At 63.5% G+C, this 21,884-nt stretch carries 20 protein-coding genes, 1 tRNA gene and 1 pseudogene; 5 read left to right on the top strand and 17 right to left on the bottom strand.

Features of this window, described 5'->3' with window-relative positions:
• The first annotated feature begins 72 nt into the window (after positions 1-72).
• Positions 73-738: a GntR family transcriptional regulator gene (locus tag EPD66_RS11160; RefSeq protein WP_185961364.1), complete on the top strand. Its 666-nt coding sequence runs from the start codon at positions 73-75 to the stop codon at positions 736-738.
• 142 nt (positions 739-880) lie between these two features.
• Here EPD66_RS11160 and EPD66_RS11155 read toward each other — a convergent pair whose 3' ends face one another.
• The 6 genes from EPD66_RS11155 to EPD66_RS11130 form a co-directional block, all read right to left on the bottom strand.
• Positions 881-2,131 (bottom strand): Xaa-Pro peptidase family protein, encoded by a 1,251-nt coding sequence (locus tag EPD66_RS11155; protein ID WP_142848586.1) that lies wholly within the window; start codon positions 2,129-2,131, stop codon positions 881-883.
• 89 nt (positions 2,132-2,220) lie between these two features.
• Positions 2,221-3,378 (bottom strand): CaiB/BaiF CoA-transferase family protein, encoded by a 1,158-nt coding sequence (locus tag EPD66_RS11150; protein ID WP_142848585.1) that lies wholly within the window; start codon positions 3,376-3,378, stop codon positions 2,221-2,223.
• Between the two features lie 113 nt (positions 3,379-3,491).
• A complete protein-coding gene (gene clpA / locus EPD66_RS11145; protein ID WP_142848584.1) occupies positions 3,492-5,780 on the bottom strand; it encodes an ATP-dependent Clp protease ATP-binding subunit ClpA in 2,289 nt (762 codons plus the stop codon).
• A gap of 6 nt (positions 5,781-5,786) precedes the next feature.
• Positions 5,787-6,119 (bottom strand): ATP-dependent Clp protease adapter ClpS, encoded by a 333-nt coding sequence (gene clpS / locus EPD66_RS11140; protein WP_142848583.1) that lies wholly within the window; start codon positions 6,117-6,119, stop codon positions 5,787-5,789.
• A 236-nt stretch (positions 6,120-6,355) separates the two neighbouring features.
• Positions 6,356-6,853 (bottom strand): phasin family protein, encoded by a 498-nt coding sequence (locus tag EPD66_RS11135; protein ID WP_142848582.1) that lies wholly within the window; start codon positions 6,851-6,853, stop codon positions 6,356-6,358.
• A gap of 207 nt (positions 6,854-7,060) precedes the next feature.
• Positions 7,061-7,747 (bottom strand): hypothetical protein, encoded by a 687-nt coding sequence (locus tag EPD66_RS11130; RefSeq protein ID WP_142848581.1) that lies wholly within the window; start codon positions 7,745-7,747, stop codon positions 7,061-7,063.
• A 276-nt stretch (positions 7,748-8,023) separates the two neighbouring features.
• On the opposite strand from EPD66_RS11130, the gene EPD66_RS11125 reads away from it, so the two are divergent.
• Positions 8,024-9,229: a D-alanyl-D-alanine carboxypeptidase gene (locus EPD66_RS11125; RefSeq protein ID WP_255448449.1), complete on the top strand. Its 1,206-nt coding sequence runs from the start codon at positions 8,024-8,026 to the stop codon at positions 9,227-9,229.
• Positions 9,230-9,308: 79 nt separating this feature from the next.
• Here EPD66_RS11125 and EPD66_RS11120 read toward each other — a convergent pair whose 3' ends face one another.
• The 7 genes and pseudogenes from EPD66_RS11120 to EPD66_RS11090 all read right to left on the bottom strand — a co-directional run bounded on the left by EPD66_RS11120 (position 9,309) and on the right by EPD66_RS11090 (position 14,039).
• Positions 9,309-9,824, bottom strand: coding sequence for an Hpt domain-containing protein (locus EPD66_RS11120; protein WP_142848580.1), 516 nt, complete (start codon positions 9,822-9,824; stop codon positions 9,309-9,311).
• Between the two features lie 106 nt (positions 9,825-9,930).
• Entirely contained in the window at positions 9,931-10,503 is a 573-nt protein-coding gene (locus tag EPD66_RS11115) for a response regulator (RefSeq protein WP_142848579.1), read from the bottom strand.
• 134 nt (positions 10,504-10,637) lie between these two features.
• Positions 10,638-11,240, bottom strand: coding sequence for a 2-hydroxychromene-2-carboxylate isomerase (locus EPD66_RS11110; protein WP_142848578.1), 603 nt, complete (start codon positions 11,238-11,240; stop codon positions 10,638-10,640).
• Positions 11,241-11,276: 36 nt separating this feature from the next.
• Positions 11,277-11,894, bottom strand: a complete 618-nt coding sequence (locus EPD66_RS11105; protein ID WP_142848577.1) for a carbonic anhydrase — start codon at positions 11,892-11,894, stop codon at positions 11,277-11,279.
• A gap of 86 nt (positions 11,895-11,980) precedes the next feature.
• Positions 11,981-12,361, bottom strand: a complete 381-nt coding sequence (locus tag EPD66_RS11100) for a RidA family protein (protein ID WP_142848576.1) — start codon at positions 12,359-12,361, stop codon at positions 11,981-11,983.
• A 5-nt stretch (positions 12,362-12,366) separates the two neighbouring features.
• A pseudogene (locus tag EPD66_RS11095) lies at positions 12,367-12,522 on the bottom strand (acetyl-CoA C-acetyltransferase); the annotation flags it as partial.
• A gap of 353 nt (positions 12,523-12,875) precedes the next feature.
• A complete protein-coding gene (locus EPD66_RS11090) occupies positions 12,876-14,039 on the bottom strand; it encodes an isovaleryl-CoA dehydrogenase (RefSeq protein WP_142848575.1) in 1,164 nt (387 codons plus the stop codon).
• A 173-nt stretch (positions 14,040-14,212) separates the two neighbouring features.
• On the opposite strand from EPD66_RS11090, the gene EPD66_RS11085 reads away from it, so the two are divergent.
• Complete coding sequence (locus tag EPD66_RS11085) at positions 14,213-15,613, top strand: hypothetical protein (protein ID WP_142848574.1); 1,401 nt, start codon at positions 14,213-14,215, stop codon at positions 15,611-15,613.
• Between the two features lie 27 nt (positions 15,614-15,640).
• Here EPD66_RS11085 and EPD66_RS11080 read toward each other — a convergent pair whose 3' ends face one another.
• The 4 genes from EPD66_RS11080 to EPD66_RS11065 form a co-directional block, all read right to left on the bottom strand.
• Entirely contained in the window at positions 15,641-16,027 is a 387-nt protein-coding gene (locus tag EPD66_RS11080) for a MerR family DNA-binding transcriptional regulator (RefSeq protein ID WP_142848573.1), read from the bottom strand.
• A 23-nt stretch (positions 16,028-16,050) separates the two neighbouring features.
• The gene (gene mgtE / locus EPD66_RS11075; RefSeq protein WP_255448448.1) at positions 16,051-17,439 is read right to left on the bottom strand and encodes a magnesium transporter; all 1,389 of its coding nucleotides are present in this window, start codon (positions 17,437-17,439) and stop codon (positions 16,051-16,053) included.
• A gap of 4 nt (positions 17,440-17,443) precedes the next feature.
• Positions 17,444-19,726 (bottom strand): NADP-dependent malic enzyme, encoded by a 2,283-nt coding sequence (locus tag EPD66_RS11070; RefSeq protein WP_142848571.1) that lies wholly within the window; start codon positions 19,724-19,726, stop codon positions 17,444-17,446.
• Between the two features lie 116 nt (positions 19,727-19,842).
• Positions 19,843-19,929: transfer RNA gene (locus EPD66_RS11065), tRNA-Leu, on the bottom strand.
• 94 nt (positions 19,930-20,023) lie between these two features.
• Here EPD66_RS11065 and lipB point away from each other — a divergent pair.
• Both lipB and EPD66_RS11055 read left to right on the top strand, forming a co-directional pair.
• The gene (gene lipB / locus EPD66_RS11060; RefSeq protein ID WP_142848570.1) at positions 20,024-20,680 is read left to right on the top strand and encodes a lipoyl(octanoyl) transferase LipB; all 657 of its coding nucleotides are present in this window, start codon (positions 20,024-20,026) and stop codon (positions 20,678-20,680) included.
• Positions 20,681-20,942: 262 nt separating this feature from the next.
• A complete protein-coding gene (locus EPD66_RS11055; protein ID WP_185961362.1) occupies positions 20,943-21,875 on the top strand; it encodes a diguanylate cyclase in 933 nt (310 codons plus the stop codon).
• The last annotated feature ends 9 nt before the right edge of the window (positions 21,876-21,884 follow it).

The raw sequence follows: 21,884 nt of genomic DNA, 5'->3' as shown, positions 1-21,884 counted from the left end.
AATACAGACGGCTCCGGGGAGGAGCCGCCGTGACAGGAGTGGGGTTTGATGCTTGGAGCACGAGGAAGTCAGATGCCCGTGGGCCTTTCCGTAGCGCCGAAGACGCTGACCGAAGAGGTTCTGGGCAAGCTGCGCGCCGATCTGCTGCGCTGCCGGTTCGAACCGGGCGCGCGCCTGACCTTGGAATCCCTGAAGGAGATCTACGACGTCGGCTTCAGCCCCCTGCGCGAGGCGCTGATGCGGCTGGCCGCCGATGGACTTGTCGTGCGGGAAGGTCACAAGGGCTTCCGCGTCGCCCCCGTGTCGAAACAGGACCTGGCCCAGGCGGTCGGCGCCCGGCTGGCGCTGGAGGAGATCCTGCTGCGCGATGCCATCGCCAATGGCGATGCCATGTGGGAAGCCAACATCATCTCCAATTTTCATGTTCTGTCCAAGACGCCCATCGTTCAGGAGCCGACCGAGCAGCTCGACAACTGGCTGGCCTGCCACAAAGCCTTCCACCGCTCGCTCGTCGCGGCGGCCACCAACGACATCCTCATGGATTTCTGGCTCGTCACCTTCGACCTGACGGAAAGATATCGGCGCCTGACGGGCGGCAATCCCCGCGATGCGGACACCGAACATGCCGCGCTGGTCGATGCCATCATCAACCGGAAGACGGAGCTGGCTTGCGAACTGACCCGCGAGCATATTGAGAAGACCTATGAACTGATCGTCTCCCTGCGGGAAGAGAACTGAGCCGAAGGCGGAAAAATGCCGCTCTCCCTGAAGGAAGGGAGAGCGGCATGCGGTACGGTCTCCTGCCTGGAGAAAATGAGACGGCACCGCACAAACAAAGCGCCGCAGCGGAACCCGATGTTCCGCCGCGGCCTTTTTCTTGTCAGACCACGATCATTTCCGGGGACAGGGGCAGCCCGGTCAGTTCCTCGGGGCCGTCCTTGGTGATCAGGATGGTACGGCCGAGCATCAGGCCGGTATCCTTCTTCCAATTGGGATTGTAGACATCGGACGCCGTGGCGAAGACCATGTTCTCCTGGAACTCCAGCGTCGGAATGCGCGCATAGGCGTGTTCCTCCCAGGCACCGGCGCTGCCGCCATACATGGTGCTGGGGAATTCGGGCGAAGCCAGGCCATGGCCATGCAGCCCGCATTCGACCGAGCCGAAGCCGGCATCGATGATCGGCTTGCGGAAGCCGAGAACGGCGTCGGAGAAGGGACGGCCGAGCTGCATGCCGGCGATCCCGGCCTTCTGGGATTCGACGCAGACGCGATGGATCTCGGCGAATTCCTTGCGCGGCTCGCCCAGCGAGACGGAGACTTCGGCGCCCGTCAGATAGCCTTCGAAGCGGGCGTGATATTCGCAGATGACGATGTCGCCCGCTTCCAGGCGCCGGTCGGTCGCCGGCGGACGCTTGCCATGGGGCGGCGGAAAGGCGCCCGAGCTCATCCAGATCATCTCCTCTTCGCCCCCGGCGCTCAGCGAGGCATGGAGCATGTTGGCGAAGACCTCGTATTCGCGCACGCCGGGACGGGCGGTCTCGACCATGGCCTGGGCCATGGCATTGGCGAGTTCCGCCGAACGCCGCAGCATGGCGATCTCTTCCTCGCCCTTGATCATGCGGGTCTGTTCCAGCAGCCAGCCGGCCTCGACGAAACGGGCATTGGGCAGATGATCGCGGATGGTCGAGAATTGCTGATAGGGCACCACCTCGGGGATCACGCGCGGGCGGGTTTCGCCGAAGCCGACAATGCCGATGGCGGCATTCTGGTATCCGCGGTCCTTCAGCGTCTTCACGATATCCTGGGTGGTCTGCTGACCGGCGCGCACATCGCCGATCCATCCCCCGGCCAGCGCCCCCCAGGGCGTCACGTCATGCGGAAAACCGGACCAGATGACCGGGTCGCCATCAAGCGGGAACAGCAGGCAGCCCGGCGCGACGCGGCCGGAGATATAGCGATTGTTGGCAAGACCCGCCTGCCATTTCGATTCGTTGCCCCAGACAAGCAGGGCATCCAGGCCCGCCAAGTCCATCCGCCATCTGATCTGGCGCCACCGCCGGTCCCTCTCGGCATCGGAAAACCGCGTCAGAGCGGGAGCAAGATCGTTTTCGGACAGGTGGGATAAGGTCATCGGTGGCCCTCCATGTAGAAGCTTAGTCTAGGGCTACGCTCTCCTCATTTTCGAGTCAAGGTCAGATTTGCGAAACTAAGACATCTTTGTCATGATTCTCTTCGGCTATCGCGCGGAAGCCCCCCGGGGACCGAGGGCTTCCCCCACGCCGCCAGCACCGTCTCGACCGCCACCTTTTCCATCGGACGGCGCGGCGGCGGGGGCTGGGAATCGAACAGGGCGGGCAGCAGGATTTCCGCGAAGGGATCGGGGCCGTCGGCCACCTTGACCAGACCGCGTTCCCGCACATGGGGATGGTCGGGGACGTCGGCGGGATCGATCACCGGCTCGAAGCAGCAATCCGCCGGGCCCAGCAGGTCGTCCCATTCCTGGAGGCTGCGACCGGCGAATATCTCCTCCAGCTCGGCGATCAGGGCGGTCTGGGGGAAGGGATCGGCATGGCGGGGCAGCAGGTCGGGGCGTTCGACGGCCTTGCAGAAGGCGGCCCAGAACTTCTCCTCCATGGGGGCGAAGGCGGCGAAGCGGCCGTCCTTGGTGCGATAGATCCGATACCAGGCGGCGGCACCGTTGAGCAAATCGCCTTCGCGGGTCACCGCCTCGCCGGGGCGCCGCCCCAGGGTCAGCGGCATGTATTGCCAGGCCAAGGCGGCTTCGAACAGGCTGACATCGATGCTGCCCCCCTGCCCCGTCACGCCCCGGCGCACCAGCGCGGCCAGGATGGCGACCAGGGCCTGCATGGCCCCGGCATGGTCGGCCAAGGGCGGGAAATTCATCATCGGACGCTCGCGCGGCCCCGTCAGCGCCAGCCCGCCCGACAGCGCGATATAGGTCAGGTCATGACCCGAACGCAGACGGAACGGCCCCGTCTGGCCGTATCCCGACATGGCGCAATGGACCAGCCGGGGATTGATCTCCCGCAGGCGTGCGGCGCCGAAGCCCAGCCGTTCCAGCACGCCGGGACGGAAACTTTCCAGCAGCACGTCGGCCCCGCGCACCAGTTCCTCCAGGGCGGCCTTGCCCGCCTCGGACTTCAGGTCCAGCGTCACCACCTGCTTGTTGCGGTTGAGCAGCTTGTAAAAAGGCGAGACCCCGTCGGAATCGAAAGGCGGCTGGCCGCGCAGGGGATCGCCCGCCGGGGCTTCGATCTTGACCACCTCCGCCCCCAGGTCGGACAGCATCAGCGTGGCGAAGGGGCCGGGAATATAGATGCTGAGGTCAAGCACGCGCAGGCCGTCGAGGCACATCATCGCCTTCTTTCCTTCCCGTCATCGTCAAAGAAAAAGAGGGTCAAAGAAAAAGGGCGCCGGTCCGGACCGGCGCCCTGTCAGGGTCTGATGTCATGGATATGCGGTCAAGCTGGCTATTCGACCATTTCCGGTTCGTGACGGCGGGTGCCGCCTTCCATGTATTCGAAGGCCAGGGCGCCGTTCTCGACCCGCACCTTGACGATGCCGCCATTGGCCAGACGGCCGAACAGCAGCTCTTCCGCCAGCGGCTTCTTGATGTGTTCCTGGATCACGCGGCCCAGCGGGCGGGCGCCATAGGCGCGGTCGTAGCCCTTGGTCGCCAGCCAGCCGCGGGCCTCGTCGGTCAGCTCGATCTGCACGTCGCGGTCGCCGAGCTGGGTTTCCAGCTGCATGATGAACTTGTCCACCACCCGGCTGACGATTTCCTGCGTCAGGTTGCCGAAGGGGATGATGGCGTCCAGACGGTTGCGGAATTCGGGCGTGAACATGCGTTCCACCGCCTCCTTATCGTCGCCTTCGCGGGTTTCGCGCTCGAAGCCGATGGCCGGCTTGGCAAGTTCCGCCGCGCCCGCATTGGTCGTCATGATCAGGATGACGTTGCGGAAGTCGACATTCTTGCCGTTATGGTCGGTCAGCTTGCCGTGGTCCATCACCTGCAGCAGGATGTTGAACAGGTCGGGATGGGCCTTCTCGATTTCGTCGAGCAGCAGCACCGCATGGGGATGCTGGTCGATGGCATCGGTCAGCATGCCGCCCTGGTCGAAGCCCACATAGCCCGGCGGCGCGCCGATCAGGCGCGAGACGGAGTGGCGCTCCATGTATTCCGACATGTCGAAGCGGACCAGTTCGATGCCCATGATCCGGGCGAGCTGGCGGGCCACTTCGGTCTTGCCGACGCCGGTCGGACCGGAGAACAGGTAGCAGCCGATCGGCTTCTCGGGCTCGCGCAGGCCGGCACGGGACAGCTTGATGGCGCTGGACAGGGCCTCGATGGCCTTGTTCTGGCCGAAGACCATGGTCTTCAGGTCGCGTTCCAGGTTCTTCAGCGCATCCATGTCGTTGGCCGAGACGCTCTTGGGAGGAATGCGGGCGATCTTCGCCACGATGTCTTCCACGTCGCGCACGGTCACGGTCTTGCGGCGCTTGCTTTCGGGCAGCAGCATGCGGGCCGCGCCGACCTCGTCGATCACGTCGATGGCCTTATCGGGAAGCTTGCGGTCACCGATATACTTGGCCGACAGTTCCACCGCCGCGCGGATGGCATCGACCGTGTATTTGACGTTGTGGTGCTTCTCGTAATAGGGCTTCAGGCCGTGCAGGATCTTCACCGCATCGTCGATCGACGGCTCGTTGACGTCGATCTTCTGGAAGCGGCGGACCAAGGCGCGGTCCTTCTCGAAGTAGTTGCGGTATTCCTTGTAGGTGGTCGAGCCGACGCAGCGCAGGGAACCCGATGCCAAGGCCGGCTTGAGCAGGTTCGAGGCATCCATCGAGCCGCCCGAGGTCGCCCCGGCGCCGATCACCGTATGGATCTCGTCGATGAACAGGACCGCACCTTCATAGGATTCCAGTTCCGAGACGACCGCCTTCAGGCGTTCCTCGAAATCGCCGCGATAGCGGGTGCCGGCCAACAGCGCGCCCATGTCGAGGGAGAAGATGGTGGCGTTCTTCAGCACCTCGGGCACTTCGCCGTTGACGATGCGGCGCGCCAGGCCCTCCGCGATGGCGGTCTTGCCGACGCCCGGCTCGCCCACATAAAGCGGGTTGTTCTTCGAGCGGCGGCAGAGGATCTGGATGGTACGCTCCACCTCATGGTCACGGCCGATAAGGGGATCGATCTTTCCCTGCTGCGCCTTCTTGTTGAGGTTGATGCAGTAGGCGCTCAGTGCTTCATGGCCTTTCTTCACGACCTTCTCCGCCTGTGCATCCTCGTCGGCACCGTGGACAGGCCGGGACTGGCTGCGCCCGGGGGTCTTGGCGATGCCGTGAGAGATATAGTTGACCGCATCGAGCCTGGTCATGTCCTGCAGCTGCAGGAAATAGACCGCATGCGACTCGCGTTCGGAGAACAGGGCGACAATCACGTTGGCGCCGGTAACCTCTTCGCGCCCGGACGACTGGACATGGATGGCGGCGCGTTGGACGACCCGTTGAAAGCCCGCCGTGGGCTTGGGATCGGTGGCGCGGGCCGAGACCAGGTCGGACAGGCCGCTGTCGATGAAATCGGTGAGGTCCCGTCGTAAGCGATCGAGGTCGACGTTGCACGCACGCAACACGGCCATCGCGTCCTGGTCCTCGGTGAGTGCGAGGAGCAGATGCTCAAGGGTCGCGTATTCGTGGTGACGCTCACTAGCCAGCGCCAGAGCGCGGTGGAGGCTTTGTTCGAGGTTACGCGACAGCATAGGCAGCTATTCCTTTTCTATGGTGCACTGAAGCGGATGCTGATTCTGGCGCGCCAGGTCCATGACCTGGGTCACCTTCGTCTCCGCCACTTCGTATGTGTACACGCCGCAAACTCCGACTCCGCGCTGATGGACGTGCAGCATGATCTGCGTCGCCTCGTCACGGTTCTTGCCAAAGAAGCGTTCGAGCACGTGAACGACGAACTCCATAGGCGTGTAGTCGTCATTCAACATGAGAACTTTGTACATGGACGGCTTCTTCGTTTTCGGGCGAGTCTTGATGACCACGCCAGTATTCGTACCGTCCTCGTTTCTTTTATCAGGCTCGTTATCGCTCATAGGCTTCAGACGCTCGGTGTCGCTAATCGGAACACGCTTATCATATTGGGTTCCGGCGGAGGTGGAAAAGTCCCCTCTTTGCGGGATTGACAGATCTTCGGTCCTACAGCCGAACAGGCAGAGCCGGAAGACCAACGGAACGGCAAAAAGACGAATGGCCCGGAAGCGGATGCTTCCGGGCCATTCTAGGCCTAAGCCGGCCTTACACAAACCAGTGTTTGTGTTCTCGCCGCCAATCAGCGCTGATAGAGCTTCTCGGTAACGGCGCTGACGCGGCTGTTGATCGGAGCAAGGGCTTCCTCGGCGAGCTTGGTGCTCATTTCCGAGAGCTTGGTGCTTTCGGCCAGCAGCTTGTCGATGCTGTTCTTGGCCAGGCTGCTCTGCAGGTCCATCAATTCCTTGAGGGTCTTCGCGCTCATCATCTGCTTGGAGGCGGAGACGCTCTCCTCGATATTGGCCTGGGTCATGCCGACCATGGTCTTGCTCAGGTCCTGCAGGCCCTTGGCGAGGATGCTGCCGGACTTGGAAACGGCTTCCATGTTGTCGCGGCTGAACTGGATCATGTCCTCGTAGCTCTTGAAGGGCGAGGACTGAATCAGGTTGTCGAAGGACTGGCGGCTGGCTGCGACCACCTCTTCCATCTGCTTGGTGACTTGGGCCACGGCCTGCTGCGCGGTGGCGACGGCATCGGGGGTGGGAGTCTCGACAGGGGTCTTGGCTTTGGCGGTGGTCATTGAAAGCGCTCCTTGGTCTTCGCTCTGGTCGGCCTCAGGAACCCACGCAGCCGCCAAGCACACGAGCTGACGGCCGGTCTCCTGCAATGCTGCGTTGCAGCGCAACGGAGCATGCTCGCAAAGTCCCTTCTCCGTCAAGGAGAATGGTGCAATGCAGCATTAAGATATAGGGCATCCCCCATACGGAATAGGGTTATCTCCTTTCCCTCAAGGAATACCGGCCAATCCGTTGGTCCCCACCGTCAAAGTGAACAGGACCCGCGAGTCCTGCGGCGTCTCCCGCATCCAGGCCGGAACGGTGGCTTGCGGCGGACGGAAGGCGACGCCGGTGACGTCCAGCGCCAGCAGGGCCGCGTCGAGCGTCATGCGCTCGTAGCGTTCGGAGGGGTAGAGCCAGGCGGTGAAATGATACTGACCCTGGTGGCAGGCGGCGGCCGTCCAGAAATGCCGCTCGCTTTCCAGATGCAGCCCCACCGGCGGCGGCGCGAACATGCCGCTTTCGGCGAAGGCGGAAATCAGCGTGGCATATTGTGCGTCGCTCAGTTCGACCACCTCGCGGGTGCCGCGCCACGGCCCCATCAGGTCGCCGGTGGTCCAGCCCTCGCTCAGGTCGACACCGCCGCCGCGCACTTCCTGGATCAGGCGCCGCGGCCCCTCGCGGCCGATCTCGTAGACCCTAACCTGTTCTTCATAGTCTCCGTTGTATATCACCCGGTAGCGGTCGGGCTGGCCGGCACCGCAGGCATCGCGGATATCGTTGCCCTGCACGAAGGTGAACCAAGTCACGCGCCGGCTGACGGGATCGTCCATCCCGGGCTGGTAGGTACAGCCGGCCGCCAAAGCGGACAAGACGACGCCGAAAGTGACATTTTTAAGAAATTCGTAGGTTTTCATGGGCGTAAATCCCCTGCTTCCGGCCAAGTTCGAGAATAACGGGCCAGGCCTGATGGGCTAGATAATTCGAGGCTTCCTTGCCGGGCGGTCATATCCGGAAAACAGCCCGCAGGAACGGAAGCGATGTGGACACCCAACGGGATTTTCTCTATCTTACCCTTGATTTCCAGGAACATTTCTTTCTTTCCACCCCTAGGTCCGACACTTCGACGAGCCCAAGGCGATTCTATGCTTGATCCGATGGCCGCCGTATCCAAACTGATTGCCATATTCTTGATGGCCGCGACGATTTTCCTGTCGGTCGCCCTGCCTCAGGCGCAGGCTCAATCCCGGCCTCAATATGCACATCTGGTTATGGATTACGAAACCGGCGAGGTGTTGTCGGCGTCCAATCCCGATACTCCGATCTTCCCGGCTTCGCTGACGAAGGTCATGACGCTTTATTTGCTGTTCGATGCTTTGGACAAGGGGCAGTTGAAGCTCAACCAGCGGCTGACGGTCTCGCGTCACGCCGCCGGCATGGTGCCGTCGAAGCTGGGGCTCAATCCGGGCGAAACCATCGCCGTGCAGGACCTGATCGGCTCGCTGGTCACCCGTTCCGCCAACGACATGGCGGTGGTCGCCGCCGAGGCGCTGGGCGGCACCGAAGCCAAGTTCGCCGAGATGATGACCAAGCGCGCCCGCGAGCTGGGCATGCGCCGCACCACCTTCCGCAACGCCTCGGGCCTGCCCAACGCCCAGCAGAAGAGCACGGCGCGCGACATGGCGACCCTGGCCCGCGCCCTGATCCGCGACCACGGCAAATACTACCATTTCTTCTCCAGCCGCTCGTTCCAGTACCAGGGCCGCTCCTATCAGAGCCACAACCGCCTGATGCTGAACTATGAAGGCGCCGACGGCATCAAGACCGGCTATATCCATGCCTCCGGCTTCAACCTCATGTCCTCGGCCGTGCGCGACGGACGGCGCGTGATCGGCGTGATCTTCGGCGGCCAGACCGCCCAGAGCCGCGACAAGGCCATGGCCCGCCTGCTCGACGAGGGCTTCGCCCGCCTGCGCGGCGTCGAACGGATGGAAATGGTCTCCGCGCCGCGCAAGGACGACCCCCTGGCCTCGGCCACCGTGGCCGCGCAGATCGGCCTGAAGCCCGCCTTGGCCGACCTCAAGACGCCCCAGCCCGCCGCCGTCGCGGCCGCCAACGAGAACATTCTCGGCATCGGCGATGCCGACGAAAGCTCCTGGGGCATCCAGGTCGGCGCCTTCTCGCAATACGACCCGGCCAACAACGCGGTCAACGCCGCCGTCCGCCGCCTGGGCGAAACCATCGCCAATGGCCGCGCCTCGGTGATTCCCGTCACCACCGGCGGCGCCACCCTCTTCCGCGCCCGCGTCATCGGCATCACCGAGGACCAGGCCCGCGCCGCCTGCAAGCTGCTGGAAAGCGACAAGCAAAGCTGCCAGTTGGTCCGCCCCGCCGCCTGACCGGCTCGGCCCCTGACAAGAAAAAGCCCTGCTTCGGTTGAAGCAGGGCTTTTTTGTTGAGCAGAACAAGAAGGCCTGTTCAGCCCTCTTCGGCGGCCTTCTTGCGCTTGAGGTACTTTTCCACCACCAAGGCGAGACCGGCGACCATCTTCTGGCCTTCGGCGCCGCCATCGCCTTCGCGGCGTTCGGCGATGATCAAGCGCAGGGCATCGAGATGGACCTTGACCACGGCCAGTTCGGACTTGCCGGTGACGACCAATTCCTCCGCCGCTTCGATGAAGCGACAGAGATGGTTCCCAACCTGGGTCATCAGGTGATAGTCGAAGCTGCCGCCCTGGCCCTTGATGTCGTGGGCGATGCGGAAGATCTCGCGCAGATTATCCCGCGGATCGCCCTGCCCGGCCAGCGCCCGGTCATAGACCTCCTGAAGCTTGACCAGGTCGTCCTGCACCCATTCCAGGTAGCTGCCCTTGAGCCCCGCGATGACCGCCTCGGCCTTTTCCAGGGCGTCCAGATCGACGCCGCCCGGGCCGTAGGTCACCTTGCTCTTCAAGGTATTCGGGGGCCGGATGATCTCGTGTTCGTCGCCGCTCATGTCAGGCTGGTCTCCCATATAACCCGAATGTTATCGCGGCTTTTCCGCACCAACGCAAGCCTGCAGCCCTGGGCGCCGGAAGAGCCGGACGCGACCGGCTCGCTGCTCAGCCGAACAGGGCGTCCAGTTCGGCCTGGGTCAGCCCGGTTTCCTGGCTGGAACTCTCGGCGGCCGGCGTCGAGGCGGCGGCGGCGCTGTTCTTGCGGCGCTCGCGGCCCTTGTAATCCATTTCCTTGCGGCGGCGGTCGGGGCCGAAATAGGTCGCCGTGCGGATGAAGGGACGCGGCTTCTCGATGATCGAACGGATGCGGGAATAGAGCCCCTTGGCCGAGATGGGCTTGGCCAGGAATTCATGCACGCCGGCATCGCGGGCCTCGACCACCCGGTGCATTTCCGTATGGCCGGTCAGCATGATGATGGCGGCGAAGGGATTGGGGCTGTCCTTGCCGGTCCGCACCAGCCGGACGAAGTCCAGCCCGTCGAGCGGCGACATGTTCCAGTCGCAGATGATGATATCGGCGGGGAAATGGCGCAATTCCTTGAACGCGTCGGCGCCATCGGCGGCTTCCAACACATTCTTGGACCCCAAGGCGTGCAGGATCGTCTTCACCAATGCACGCATGTGCTTGTTGTCGTCGACGACCAGGAAGTTCAAGCGTTCCAGGTTATAGCCGGTCATGGAGCGTCAGCTTCCCTCCAGGCGGAAATTCGCCTTACCACAATGCCCCTCCCCACTTTGGGTGAGGCATCCGTTATATCCGCTTCCATGCATTCCCGAAACGGGAAACTTCCGCAGCAGTACCCGGAGAAGCGTTACCAGCCGCCGGTTTCCAGCCAGCGCTCGATCTCTTCCAGCCGGTCATTCCCCCAGAACGGCTCGTCGTCGACGAAGAAGAAGGGCGAGCCATAGGCGCCGCGCTCCAAGGCCCGCTCGGTTTCCGCCTTCAGCCTATCCTTCCAGACCGGGGCGGTGACAGCGGCCAGGAAGTCATCGCGGGCGATGCCCAGGGCCTCGGCCTCGGGAACGACGACTTCGGGCTTGTCCATGGGCCGCCCCTCGCCGAAAGCGGCGTGATAGACGCGCTTGGCGAAGGCCTTGGCGCGGTCGGGATCGGTCGAGGCGATCCAGTAAAAGCCCCGGCTGGCGGCCAGGGCGATGAAGGGAAAGGGCTCGGCCATCTTGAACGGCACCTTCCAGCGCCGCGCCAGCCGGTTCCAGTCATGCAGGGCATAGGTGCCGCGCATGGGCTGGTTCAGCAACGGAACCTGTCCGGTGCTCTTGAAGGCCGCACCGATCATGAAGGGGCGCCAAGCGACCGACCGGCCGTGGCGCGCCGCGATCTCGTCGATCCGATGCGAGGCGAAATAGCCATAGGGGGACGAGAAGTCGAAATAGAAATCGATGGCTTGAGCCATTCTGTTTCCTCCCTGCGATGTAATGAAGCCCACGCCTTACAGCAGGGGCGTGAACTCCTCGGTGAAGCGGTCGTAGCCCCACAGCATCCCTTCATCCAGTTCCCAATACCAGCCGTGGAGCGAGATCTTGCCTTCCTCCACCATCTCGGCCAGCCAAGGGAAGGTCAACAGGTTGTCCATGGAAATGCGGATCCCCTTCATCTCGGCCAGCCGGTTATGGCCGTCGGTGCATTCGGTGCAGCCATCCCGCAGGATCGACATCCAGGGCGCGATGAAGTCGCGCTCGCGCGAAACCGCCTCCATGTTGTTGACCAAGGCGTTGATGCCGCCGCAGCGCGAATGGCCCAACACAATCACATGCCTGACCTTCAGGTCGCGCACTCCGAATTCCAGCGCCGCCGAGGTGCCGTGATAGGAGCCGTCGGGCTGGTAGGGCGGCACCAGATTGGCGACGTTGCGCACCACGAACAATTCCCCCGGCTCCACATTCATCAGGATAGCGGGATCGACGCGGGAATCGGAACAGGCGATGACCATCACTTCGGGCCGCTGCCCCGACTGGATCAGGCTGCGGATACGTTCCGGCCGCTGCTGGTAGTAGACGGCCTGGAAGGCGCGTGCGCCGGCGACCAGGCGCTTCAAGGGATCCACCATGGGCTCCGTCCTCTGTAACATCGCCGGGAGAGACTATCCCTTCCTCCCGGCGATCATAAAGCATTCCGTCCGGAAAACCTGCCCGGTCAGCCCTGGCGCTTCAGCGCGGTGACTTCGATCTCGACCTTCATGCGAGGATCGACGAGACCGCAGACGACGGTGGTATTGGCGGGCTTGATGCCCTTGAAATGCTTGCCGCAGATGGGGGCGACCTTCTGGAAATCTCCGGCTTCGGTGATGTAGACCACGGTGCGGACGACATCGGCCAGGCTGGCGCCGGCCTGTTCCAAGGCAGCGGCGATGGTGGCGAAGGCCTGTTCGGCCTGCTCTTCCACGCTGTCGGCGATCTCGCCATTGGCGAAGCCGCTGGTACCGGCGACGAAGACCCAGTCGCCCTGGACCACGGCGCGGGAATAGCCCGCGACTTCTTCGAAGGGCGAGCCGGAGGAGATGAGACGGCGGGTCATTTCTGCTATTCGATCCTTTCGAGTGCAATGGCTGTGGCTTCGCCACCCCCAATGCAGAGTGATGCAACACCCCGTTTCATACCGTATTTCTCCAGCGCCGCAAGCAGCGTCACCACGATCCGTGCCCCCGACGCACCGATCGGATACCCAAGCGCGCAGGCGAACGGGGGCACTTTGTTGCAGATACCTGTCGTTCCAGCCCCTCGGTACGGAAACAGGCGGAGGGAAGGTAAAACAAGACACAGATGAACACAGATAGACACAGATGAAAGTAATCACCTTCCCGGTTTTTTTCGGGAGAAGAGGAGGAGGATTTTCAGAAACCCAAAGCTCATTCCGATTCCAAATCCCATCTGTGTCGATCCGTGTTCATCTGTGTCTCTTAAATAAAACTTATCAAAGGAACGCGGAAAGGACGGAACGAAAAAGGCCAGCTTTCCAGCGGGCCTTTGAGTATCGTCAAACTATTTTCCTCGTCACTCCCGCGAAAGCGGGAGCCCATGAGATCCCGCACTCACGCCGTTTCCTTGAACAATTCCCGCCCGATCAGCATGCGGCGGATTTCGCTGGTGCCCGCGCCGATTTCGTAGAGCTTCGCGTCGCGCAGCAGGCGGCCGGTGGGCATGTCGTTGATATAGCCGTTGCCGCCCAGGCATTGGATCGCCTCCAGCGCCATCCAGGTGGCCTTCTCCGCCGCATAGAGGATCGCCCCGGCGGCGTCCTTGCGGGTGGTTTCGCCCCGGTCGCAGGCCTTGGCGACGGCATAGACATAGGCGCGGCAGGCGCTCAGCGTGGTGTACATGTCCGCCAGCTTGCCCTGCATCAGCTGGAATTCGCCGATGGGCTGGCCGAACTGGCGGCGTTCATGGACATAGGGCAGCACCACGTCGAGGCAGGCCTGCATGATTCCCAGCGGCCCGCCGGCCAGGACGGCACGCTCGAAGTCCAGGCCGCTCATCAGGACGTTGACGCCCTGCCCTTCCCGCCCCAGCACATTCTCGGCGGGCACCTCGCAATCGGCGAAGACCAATTCGCCGGTGTTCGAGCCGCGCATGCCCAGCTTGTCCAGCTTCTGCGCCACCGAGAAACCCGCCATGCCCTTCTCGACGATGAAGGCGGTGATGCCGCGCGGCCCGGCCTGGGGGTCCGTCTTGGCATAGACCACCAGCGTGTCGGCATCGGGACCGTTGGTAATCCACATCTTGGTGCCGTTCAGCACATAGCGGTCGCCCTTGCGCTCGGCGCGCAGCTTCATCGACACCACATCCGACCCGGCATCGGGTTCCGACATGGCCAGGGCGCCCACATGCTCGCCGCCGATCAGCTTGGGCAGGTAGCGCTCCTTCTGCGCGGGCGTGCCGTGACGGCTGATCTGGTTGACGCAGAGATTGGAATGAGCGCCATAGGACAGCCCCACCGACGCCGAGGCGCGGCTGATCTCCTCCATGGCGATGACATGTTCCAGATAGCCCATGGCCGCCCCGCCATATTCCTCGGGCGCGGTAATGCCCAGCACGCCGAGATCGCCCATCTTGCGCCACAGATCGGCGGGAAAATCGTTCACCCGGTCGATCTCGGCGGCACGGGGGGCGATTTCGGCCTGGGCGAAGCGCTGCACCGACTCGCGCAGCATCTGGGCATTTTCGCCGATATCGAAATTCAACATGGGAATGCGCATTCCGGGACTCCCTCGCCTGCCTGTTTTCTTTCAGATGGAGATTTCCCCCGCCTTTTTGACCCACCTCCAGTCTATATTGACGTTTACGTAAACGTAAGGCGACAGAATCTTGATCTTTACGTTCAGGCGCAGCAGACTGCCTCCATGGTGATCCCCTCCGCTGCCCAAGACTGATGGCGCATCCCCTGGAAATTGCTTTCGACGAAATGTCCGGCGATGGCGTTTTCCTGCGCCTTCTCCCCGGATTCCTGCGCCGTTTCGGCCGGTCGCAGGCCCTGCGCCTGCGCCGTCTGCGCGAGGCCCGCATCCTGCGCGTCGCACGGAATATCTATCCCTCTCTGCAAGCCCTGGAAGAAGCCACCATCCCGCCCGAGCAGCGCGTCCTGGCCGGGCAGGATTTCGAGGCGGTGCTGCGGGACCATCGCGCCATCGAACGCGGCCTAACCCTGTTCGAGGCGGCTTGGCAGAGCGGCCTGACCCGCATCATTCCCAAAGCCGGCACCAAGCCCCTGGCCTATAACGACAAGCGCAGCCTGCTAGGGGCCTGCGGCATGAGCCTCCAGGCGGTCGAGCAGTATTTCCTGCACCGCGCCATGACCCATATCTTCGCCGAGAATCCCAAGGCGCTGGAGAAGCTGAGCAAATTCGCCCAGGACCGCACCTCGCTGCCGCGCATGCGCATGCTGGCCTCGATGGATTCGCTGGCGATCGACGAATTGCAGCGCGGCCTGGGCCGCCGCTTCGCCGAGATCATGTCGGCCAAGAACGAGGATTATCTGGCCGCCCTGCGCCACTTCAAGGCCTTCCATGTGCGCGAGCTGCGCAAGCTGCTGCTCGGCGACTTCGCGCTGATCCTCGACTGGCAGCCCGACTTCATCACCGCCGTCATCGATTCCTTCCAATGCGTCGAGCAGTTCCGGGACCTGGGCGAGTGCTTCCTCGACCTGAAGACGCCGGAAATGATCCGGGCGCTGGGACGCTGGGAAAAGCGCGACATCACCGACAAGATCAACGCCCAGCGCGTGAAAGCGGGCAAGTCGAAGCTGAAGGGGCGCCGCTTCGAGACCGATATCGGCGCCATGCGCAAGATCATGGGCATGAAGTTCTCGACCATGTTCGAGCGGGACGAGAACATCATCGACGCTTTCGGCCAATGGGCCCGCCTGATCCGGCAGACGGAAGGCCAGGAGAAGACGGACCTGATCGATCAGGTCCAGATCTTCACCAAGCGCTATCTCGGCTTCACCACCTGGGAGATGATGGACGCCCTGACCATGATCAACCGCGAAGGCCGGGAATGCCTGAGCTTCGTCGAGGCCAATGCCATCCTGGAAGGGCTATGGATGAAGAACGGGCTGGGCTCCGCCTTCTTCGACGGCCCCTTCCAGACGCCGCAGGCCGCCGACGCCGTGCGCGGCCTGGTCAGCGATTATTTCGAGATGAAGCATCGGGGCTCGATCAAGGGCAGCACCGAGATCACCAAGATCATTGTCAATTCCGACCTGTTCGACCGCCGCATCGTCCCCCTGATCCGCCTCAAGAGGGCGGCACAGGAGGCACAGGAGAAGGTATAGAAGCCGTCTTCGGCCTCTCTCGAAGTCCTATTTCCCGTCCTTCTGCGCCAGGAGGTCGGTGCACTGCCTTTCCAGGCTATCCAACTCCGCCAGGATGACGGCGATATCCTCCAATTGCTGGCGCAGGGCCTGGCGGCGCGCCTGGATCTTGGCGACGACCAGGCGCAATTGTTCCGTCTCGCCGCCTTGCTCGGCGTCATAGAGGTCGAGGACTTCCCTGCATTCGCCCAGCGAGAAACCCAGCCGCTTGCCGCGCATGATCAGCTTCAGCCGCACCCGGTCGCGCGCGGAATAGAGGCGCTTCTGCCCCTCGCGGCGCGGGGAAAGCAGGCCCTGATCCTCATAGAAGCGGATGGTCCGCGTGGTGATGCCGAATTCCCGTGCCAGATCGGCGATGGAATAGGTCTTGCCCATGATGGCCCGGGGCTCCCCCGCCCCTAGACCAGGAACAGGGTCGCCAAGCCCAGGAAGGCGAAGAAGCCCAGCACATCCGTGGTGGTGGTGAGGAAGGGCCCGGCAGCCAGGGCCGGGTCGATCTTCAGGCGGTTCAGCGTCAGCGGAATCACCGTTCCCGCCATGCCCGCCCAAAGCATGTTGAAGATCATGGCAGCGGCCAGGACCATGCCCAGGTCCATCCGCCCGAACCACAGGAAGGCGATGCTTCCCATGATGGCCGCGAAGACCAGGCCGTTCATGCCGCCGACGGCCAGTTCCTTGGCCACCACCCGCCCTACATTGCCGTGCCCCAGTTCCTTGGTCGCCAGGGCCCGCACGGTGACCGTCACCACCTGCATGCCGGCATTGCCGCCCATGGCGGCGACGATGGGCATCAGGACGGCCAGGGCGACGATCTGTTCGATAGTCGCCTCGAAATGGGAAATCACATAGGAGGCAAGGATGGTATTGCACAAGGTGATCACCAGCCAGCGGATGCGCCGCATGGCCGTGGTGGTCGCCGGCGCGAACAGGTCGGTATCGCCGACACCGGCCAGCCGCAGCATGTCGTCGGCGGCTTCCTCGTCGATGACGTCCACCACGTCGTCAATGGTGATCACACCCACCAGCCGCCCGGCGGGATCGACCACCGGGGCCGAAACCAAGTCCTGCTGGCGGAACAGGAAGGCCACTTCCTCCTGGTCGGTGGTGACGCCGACGGTAGGCAGGTCGCCCTCCATGATCTCGCGCAGGCGGACCGGGCGGCGGGCCCGCACCAGCTTCGCCAGTCCGATCTTGCCCACCGGGCGGTGGCGCGGATCGACCACGAAGATATCGTAGAACTCGTCCGGGACCTGCTGGCTGGCGCGCAGATAGTCGATGGTCTCGCCCACCGTCCAATAGGCGGGCACGGCCACCAGTTCGCGCGCCATCAGACGCCCGGCGGAATATTCCGGGTAGGCGAGGCCCTGGAGCAGGATGGTCTGGGTATCGGGCGGCAGCGACTCGAGGACCCGCCGCTGCTCCTCCTCGTCCAACTGGTCCAGCAGCCAGACGGCATCGTCCGAATCCAGCTCCTGGATGGCATTGGCCAGATTGGCGAAGCCCAGATAATCGATGATCTCGTCGCGCAGGGTCTCGTCGAGCTCGATCAGGATCTCGGGCTCGAAATCGGGACGCAGGGCCTCGACAAGCTGGCGGCGCTCTTCGGGACTGAGACGCTCGAAAAGGTCCGCCGCATCGGAATAATGCAGCGGCAAGGCCAATTGGCGCGCGCTTTCCGGATCTCCGCGCTCCAGGGCGTCGGAGACGGCGACCACGCATTCATGCGAAAGACCGTAGAAGTCTTCCTGCTGCTGCGTTTCGTGCTGTTGGCCTTCCCGCTGCTCCAAGGGCTCAGTCCTTGCCGGCTTGATGCATCTGCGCATCCACGGCGGCAAGAGCCGTCATGTTGACGATGCCGCGCACGGTCACCGAAGGCGTCAGGATATGGGCCGGCTTGTCCACCCCCATCAGGATCGGACCGACCGAGGTGCCGTCCCCCAGCACCTTCAGCAGGTTGAAGGCGATGTTGGCGGCATCCAGCGTCGGCATGACCAGCAGGTTGGCCTGCCCCTTCAGCGTCGAATCGGGGAAGATGCGTTTGCGGATCTCCTCGGACAGGGCCGCGTCGGCATGCATTTCGCCGTCGATTTCCAGGTTCGGATCGGCTTGGCGAATCAGGCCCAGGGCCTCGCGCACGCGCTGGGCCGAGGCCGTCTGGCGGTTGCCGAAATTGGCATGGGACAGCAGGGCGACCTTCGGCACGATCCCGAAACGCCGCACTTCTTCGGCAGCCATGAGGGTCATTTCGCACATCTGCTGCGGGGTCGGTTCCGGCGTGACATAGGTGTCGCACAGGAAATAGGTGCCCTTCTGCAGGATGAGAAGGTTCATGGCCGAAGGCGCCTTCACCCCCTCCTTCAGCCCGATCACGTCCAGGACGTGGCTGAGCTGACGGTCGTAACGGCCGATCGTACCGCAGAGCATGGCGTCGGCCTCGCCCCTTCTCAGCATCAGCGCGGCGATGACCGTATTGCGGGTGCGGACCACCGTGCGGGCATAGTCGGGCGACACGCCCTGGCGGGCCATGATCGAGTAGTACAGGCGCCAATATTCGTTGAAGCGCGGATCGTCCTGGGGATCGACCAGTTCGAAATCCTCGCCGATGCGCAGGTTCAGGTCCAGATCGGCGATGCGCTTGGCGACCACTTCGCGGCGGCCGACCAGGATGGGATAGGCCAGGCCTTCGGTGACCACGGTCTGGGTGGCGTGCAGCACGCGGCGGCTTTCGCCATCGGCATAGACGATGCGCTTGCGGTCCTGGCGCGCCTGCTCGAAGACCGGCTTCATCACCAGGCCAGAGCGGAAGACGAACTGGCCCAGGCGCTCCTTATAGGCGGCGAAGTCCTCGATGGGCAGGGTCGCCACGCCGGTATCCATGGCCGCCTTGGCCACGGCCGGAGCGATTGCCAGGATCAGGCGCGGATCGAAGGGCTTGGGGATCACATAATCCGGCCCCAGGCGCAATTGCTGGCCGCCATAGACCGAGGAAACGCGGTCGTCGGGCGGCGAGAAGGCCAGTTCGGCCAGCGCCTTGACGGCGGCCAGCTTCATTTCCTCGTTGATCGCCGTCGCGCCGACATCCAGCGCGCCGCGGAAGATATAGGGGAAGACCAGGACGTTGTTGACCTGGTTGGGATAGTCCGACCGCCCGGTGGCGATGATGGCGTCGGGACGCACCTCCCGCACTTCCTCGGGCATGATTTCCGGGGTCGGGTTGGCCAGGGCCATGATGACCGGCTTGTCGGCCATCTTGCGCACCATCTCGACGGACAGGACGCGCGGGGCCGACAGGCCCAGGAAGACGTCGGCGCCTTCGATCACGTCGGCCAGCACACGGCCTTCGGTTTCCTGGGCGAAGGCTTCCTTGTACTCGTCCATCAGCTCGGTGCGGCCCTTGTAGACCACGCCGACGATGTCGCAGACGGTGATGTTCTCGCGCTTGACGCCGAGCGCGATCAGCAGATTGAGGCAGGCCAGGGCGGCGGCGCCGGCACCGGCAGCGACCAGCTTGATCTCGTCGAGCTTCTTGCCCACCACGCGCATGGCATTGTAGACGGCCGCGCCGACGACGATGGCCGTACCGTGCTGGTCGTCATGCATGACCGGGATGTTCATGCGTTCCTTCAGGCGCCGCTCGACCTCGAAGCATTCGGGGGCCTTGATATCTTCGAGATTGATACCGCCGAAGGTCGGTTCCAGGCTGGCGATGATATCGACCAGCTTGTCCGGGTCCGTTTCGTCGATCTCGATGTCGAAGACGTCGATGCCGGCGAATTTCTTGAACAGGACGCCCTTGCCCTCCATTACCGGCTTCGACGCCAGCGGGCCGATATTCCCCAGGCCGAGGACGGCGGTGCCGTTGGAGATCACCCCCACCAGATTGCCGCGCGAGGTAACGCTGGCGGCTTCCTTGGGGTCGGCGACGATGGCTTCGCAGGCAGCCGCGACACCCGGGCTGTAGGCCAGCGCAAGGTCGCGCTGGGTCGTCATCGGCTTGGTGGCGACGACACTGATCTTACCGGGCGTGGGAAAACGGTGATACTCAAGCGCATTGTCGCGCAGCTCATCGGACATGGCCGCGACCTCCCCTGTCAGGTGATGGGCTCGGAGACTAGCACGACGGTCTGAAGCCGCCGAGTGAAAGACAAACGAAAAGGCCCGCAGCATCCGCCTACGGGCCTTTTAATCGTTGGTGCGGTCGAGAAGACTCGAACTTCCACGGGAGTTACCCCACAGCGACCTCAACGCTGCGCGTCTACCAATTCCGCCACGACCGCATATCGATTAGGCTCGCCGTTCAAACTGCTTGCCTTCGAGGTCCAGGGGAAATAGCAAATTGGCAGGTGCAGATCAAGCGTGGTGTTGCAAGAAATGAAAACTTCTGTGGAATGGCAGGTCAGCGATAGCCTGGTCCCCTATCCCGAGGCCATCGAGGCCATGGAAAAGCGGGTCAAGGCCATCCGCGACGAGGGCGCGCCGGAATGCATCTGGCTGCTGGAACATCCTCCCCTCTACACCGCCGGGACCAGCGCCCAGTCCTCCGATCTGCTGACGCCCAACCGTTTTCCGGTCTATGCCACCGGACGCGGCGGCCAGTACACCTATCACGGGCCGGGCCAGCGCGTGGCCTATGTGATGCTCGACCTCAAGCAGCGCGGCGCCGATATCCGCTGCTTCGTCCACGATCTGGAGGAATGGGTGATCCGGGCGCTCGCCCGCTTCAACGTCAAGGGCGAACGGCGCGAGGGCCGCGTCGGCATCTGGGTGGTGCGCGAGGGTGGGCGCGAGGACAAGATCGCCGCCATCGGCGTGCGCGTGCGGCGCTGGGTGACCTTCCATGGCATCGCCATCAACGTGGAACCCGATCTGGAGCATTTCTCCGGCATCGTGCCCTGCGGCATCAGCGCCCATGGCGTCACCTCGCTGTGGGACCTGGGGCTGACGCCGACCATGGAAGAGGTCGATTGCGCCCTGATCGCGGCCTTCGACGAGGTTTTCGGCACCGTGCAGGAACGGGCCTGCGAGTAATCTTTCCGCCCCCTCTTTCGATGTTCGGCTTTTCGCCTTTCGCCTCGCCCCTTCAAAAGTAAAAAATGTTAAGATTCTGCGTAAAAGTTTTCCTATCCATTAGATGTCCCGGTGCATCCGGCGAACCCCTCCCCCAGAGGGGTTAGTCCGGCTCGCCTTTCCTTTATCTCTTTATTGACGGACGGCGCATGTGGATTTCATGGGATACTCCTCTCATGAAGACAGCGGCCTGCCTGCCCACTGCCGTCGAAAGAGAGGAAGCGTGAAACCGGTCAACACCCAGCTGGCGATCCAGTATCTGGAGAAGGTGTCGAACGAACATCTGGCGTGGCTGAAGCAAATCCATTGCGCCCTGATGTTCCACTGCATCCCGCTGCGACCGCTCGACGCCCTGCCGCAAGCCGTCGAGGACTGGGTGGGCACGGCATTGGAAGGCGGCATCCCGCATGGCCGCCGCCAGGCCTGGAACCGGCTGAAGGCGGCGCACCGCAGGCTGGACAAGCATGTGGAGGCGCTGCGCCTGGTCAGCCTGAAGGGCGGGCGGATCGAAGCGGGCGACTATCTGGCCTTCATGGGATCGGTCGAGGGCTATCAGGCGGCCCTGCGCGACCTGCAGGCCCTGGCCCGCCAGATCCTGGCCGAGACGGACCCGCTGACCAGCGTGCGGAACCGCCAGGGCATGATGCGCGACCTGCGCCGGGAATGGACCCGGGCCATGCGCACCGGCCAGCCCTGCTGCATCGCCCTGGCCGACATCGACTTCTTCAAGAACGTCAACGACACCTATGGCCACCGCGCCGGCGACAAGGTCCTCAGCCTCGCCGCCCGCTTCTTCATGCGCCGCCTGCGGCCCTACGACATGGTCTATCGCTATGGCGGCGAGGAATTCCTGTTCTGCCTGCCCAATACCGACGCGGCCACCGCACGCCGGGTGCTCGACCGCTTGCGCGGCCTGATGGGCCGCCTGCCCGTCACCTTCGAGGACGGCCGCCGCACCACGATCACCGTCTCCATCGGCGTCTGCCAACTGGACCCGGGGAGTTCGGTCGAGGAAAGCATCGAGACGGCGGACCAGATGCTCTATTCCGCCAAGCGCTCGGGCCGCAACTGCGTCCGCGTCGCCGGCCCGACCGAGGAACTGGATTCCCTGAACTGCCGGCTCCGCGCCCAGAACGGCCGGGCGCTGCATCAGTAAGGCAAGGGA

It is taken from the genome of Telmatospirillum sp. J64-1 (genome assembly GCF_006980715.1).
Classification (GTDB): Bacteria; Pseudomonadota; Alphaproteobacteria; order Rhodospirillales; family Magnetospirillaceae; genus Oleiliquidispirillum; species Oleiliquidispirillum nitrogeniifigens.
This window is presented reverse-complemented; position numbering and strand designations above follow the sequence as displayed.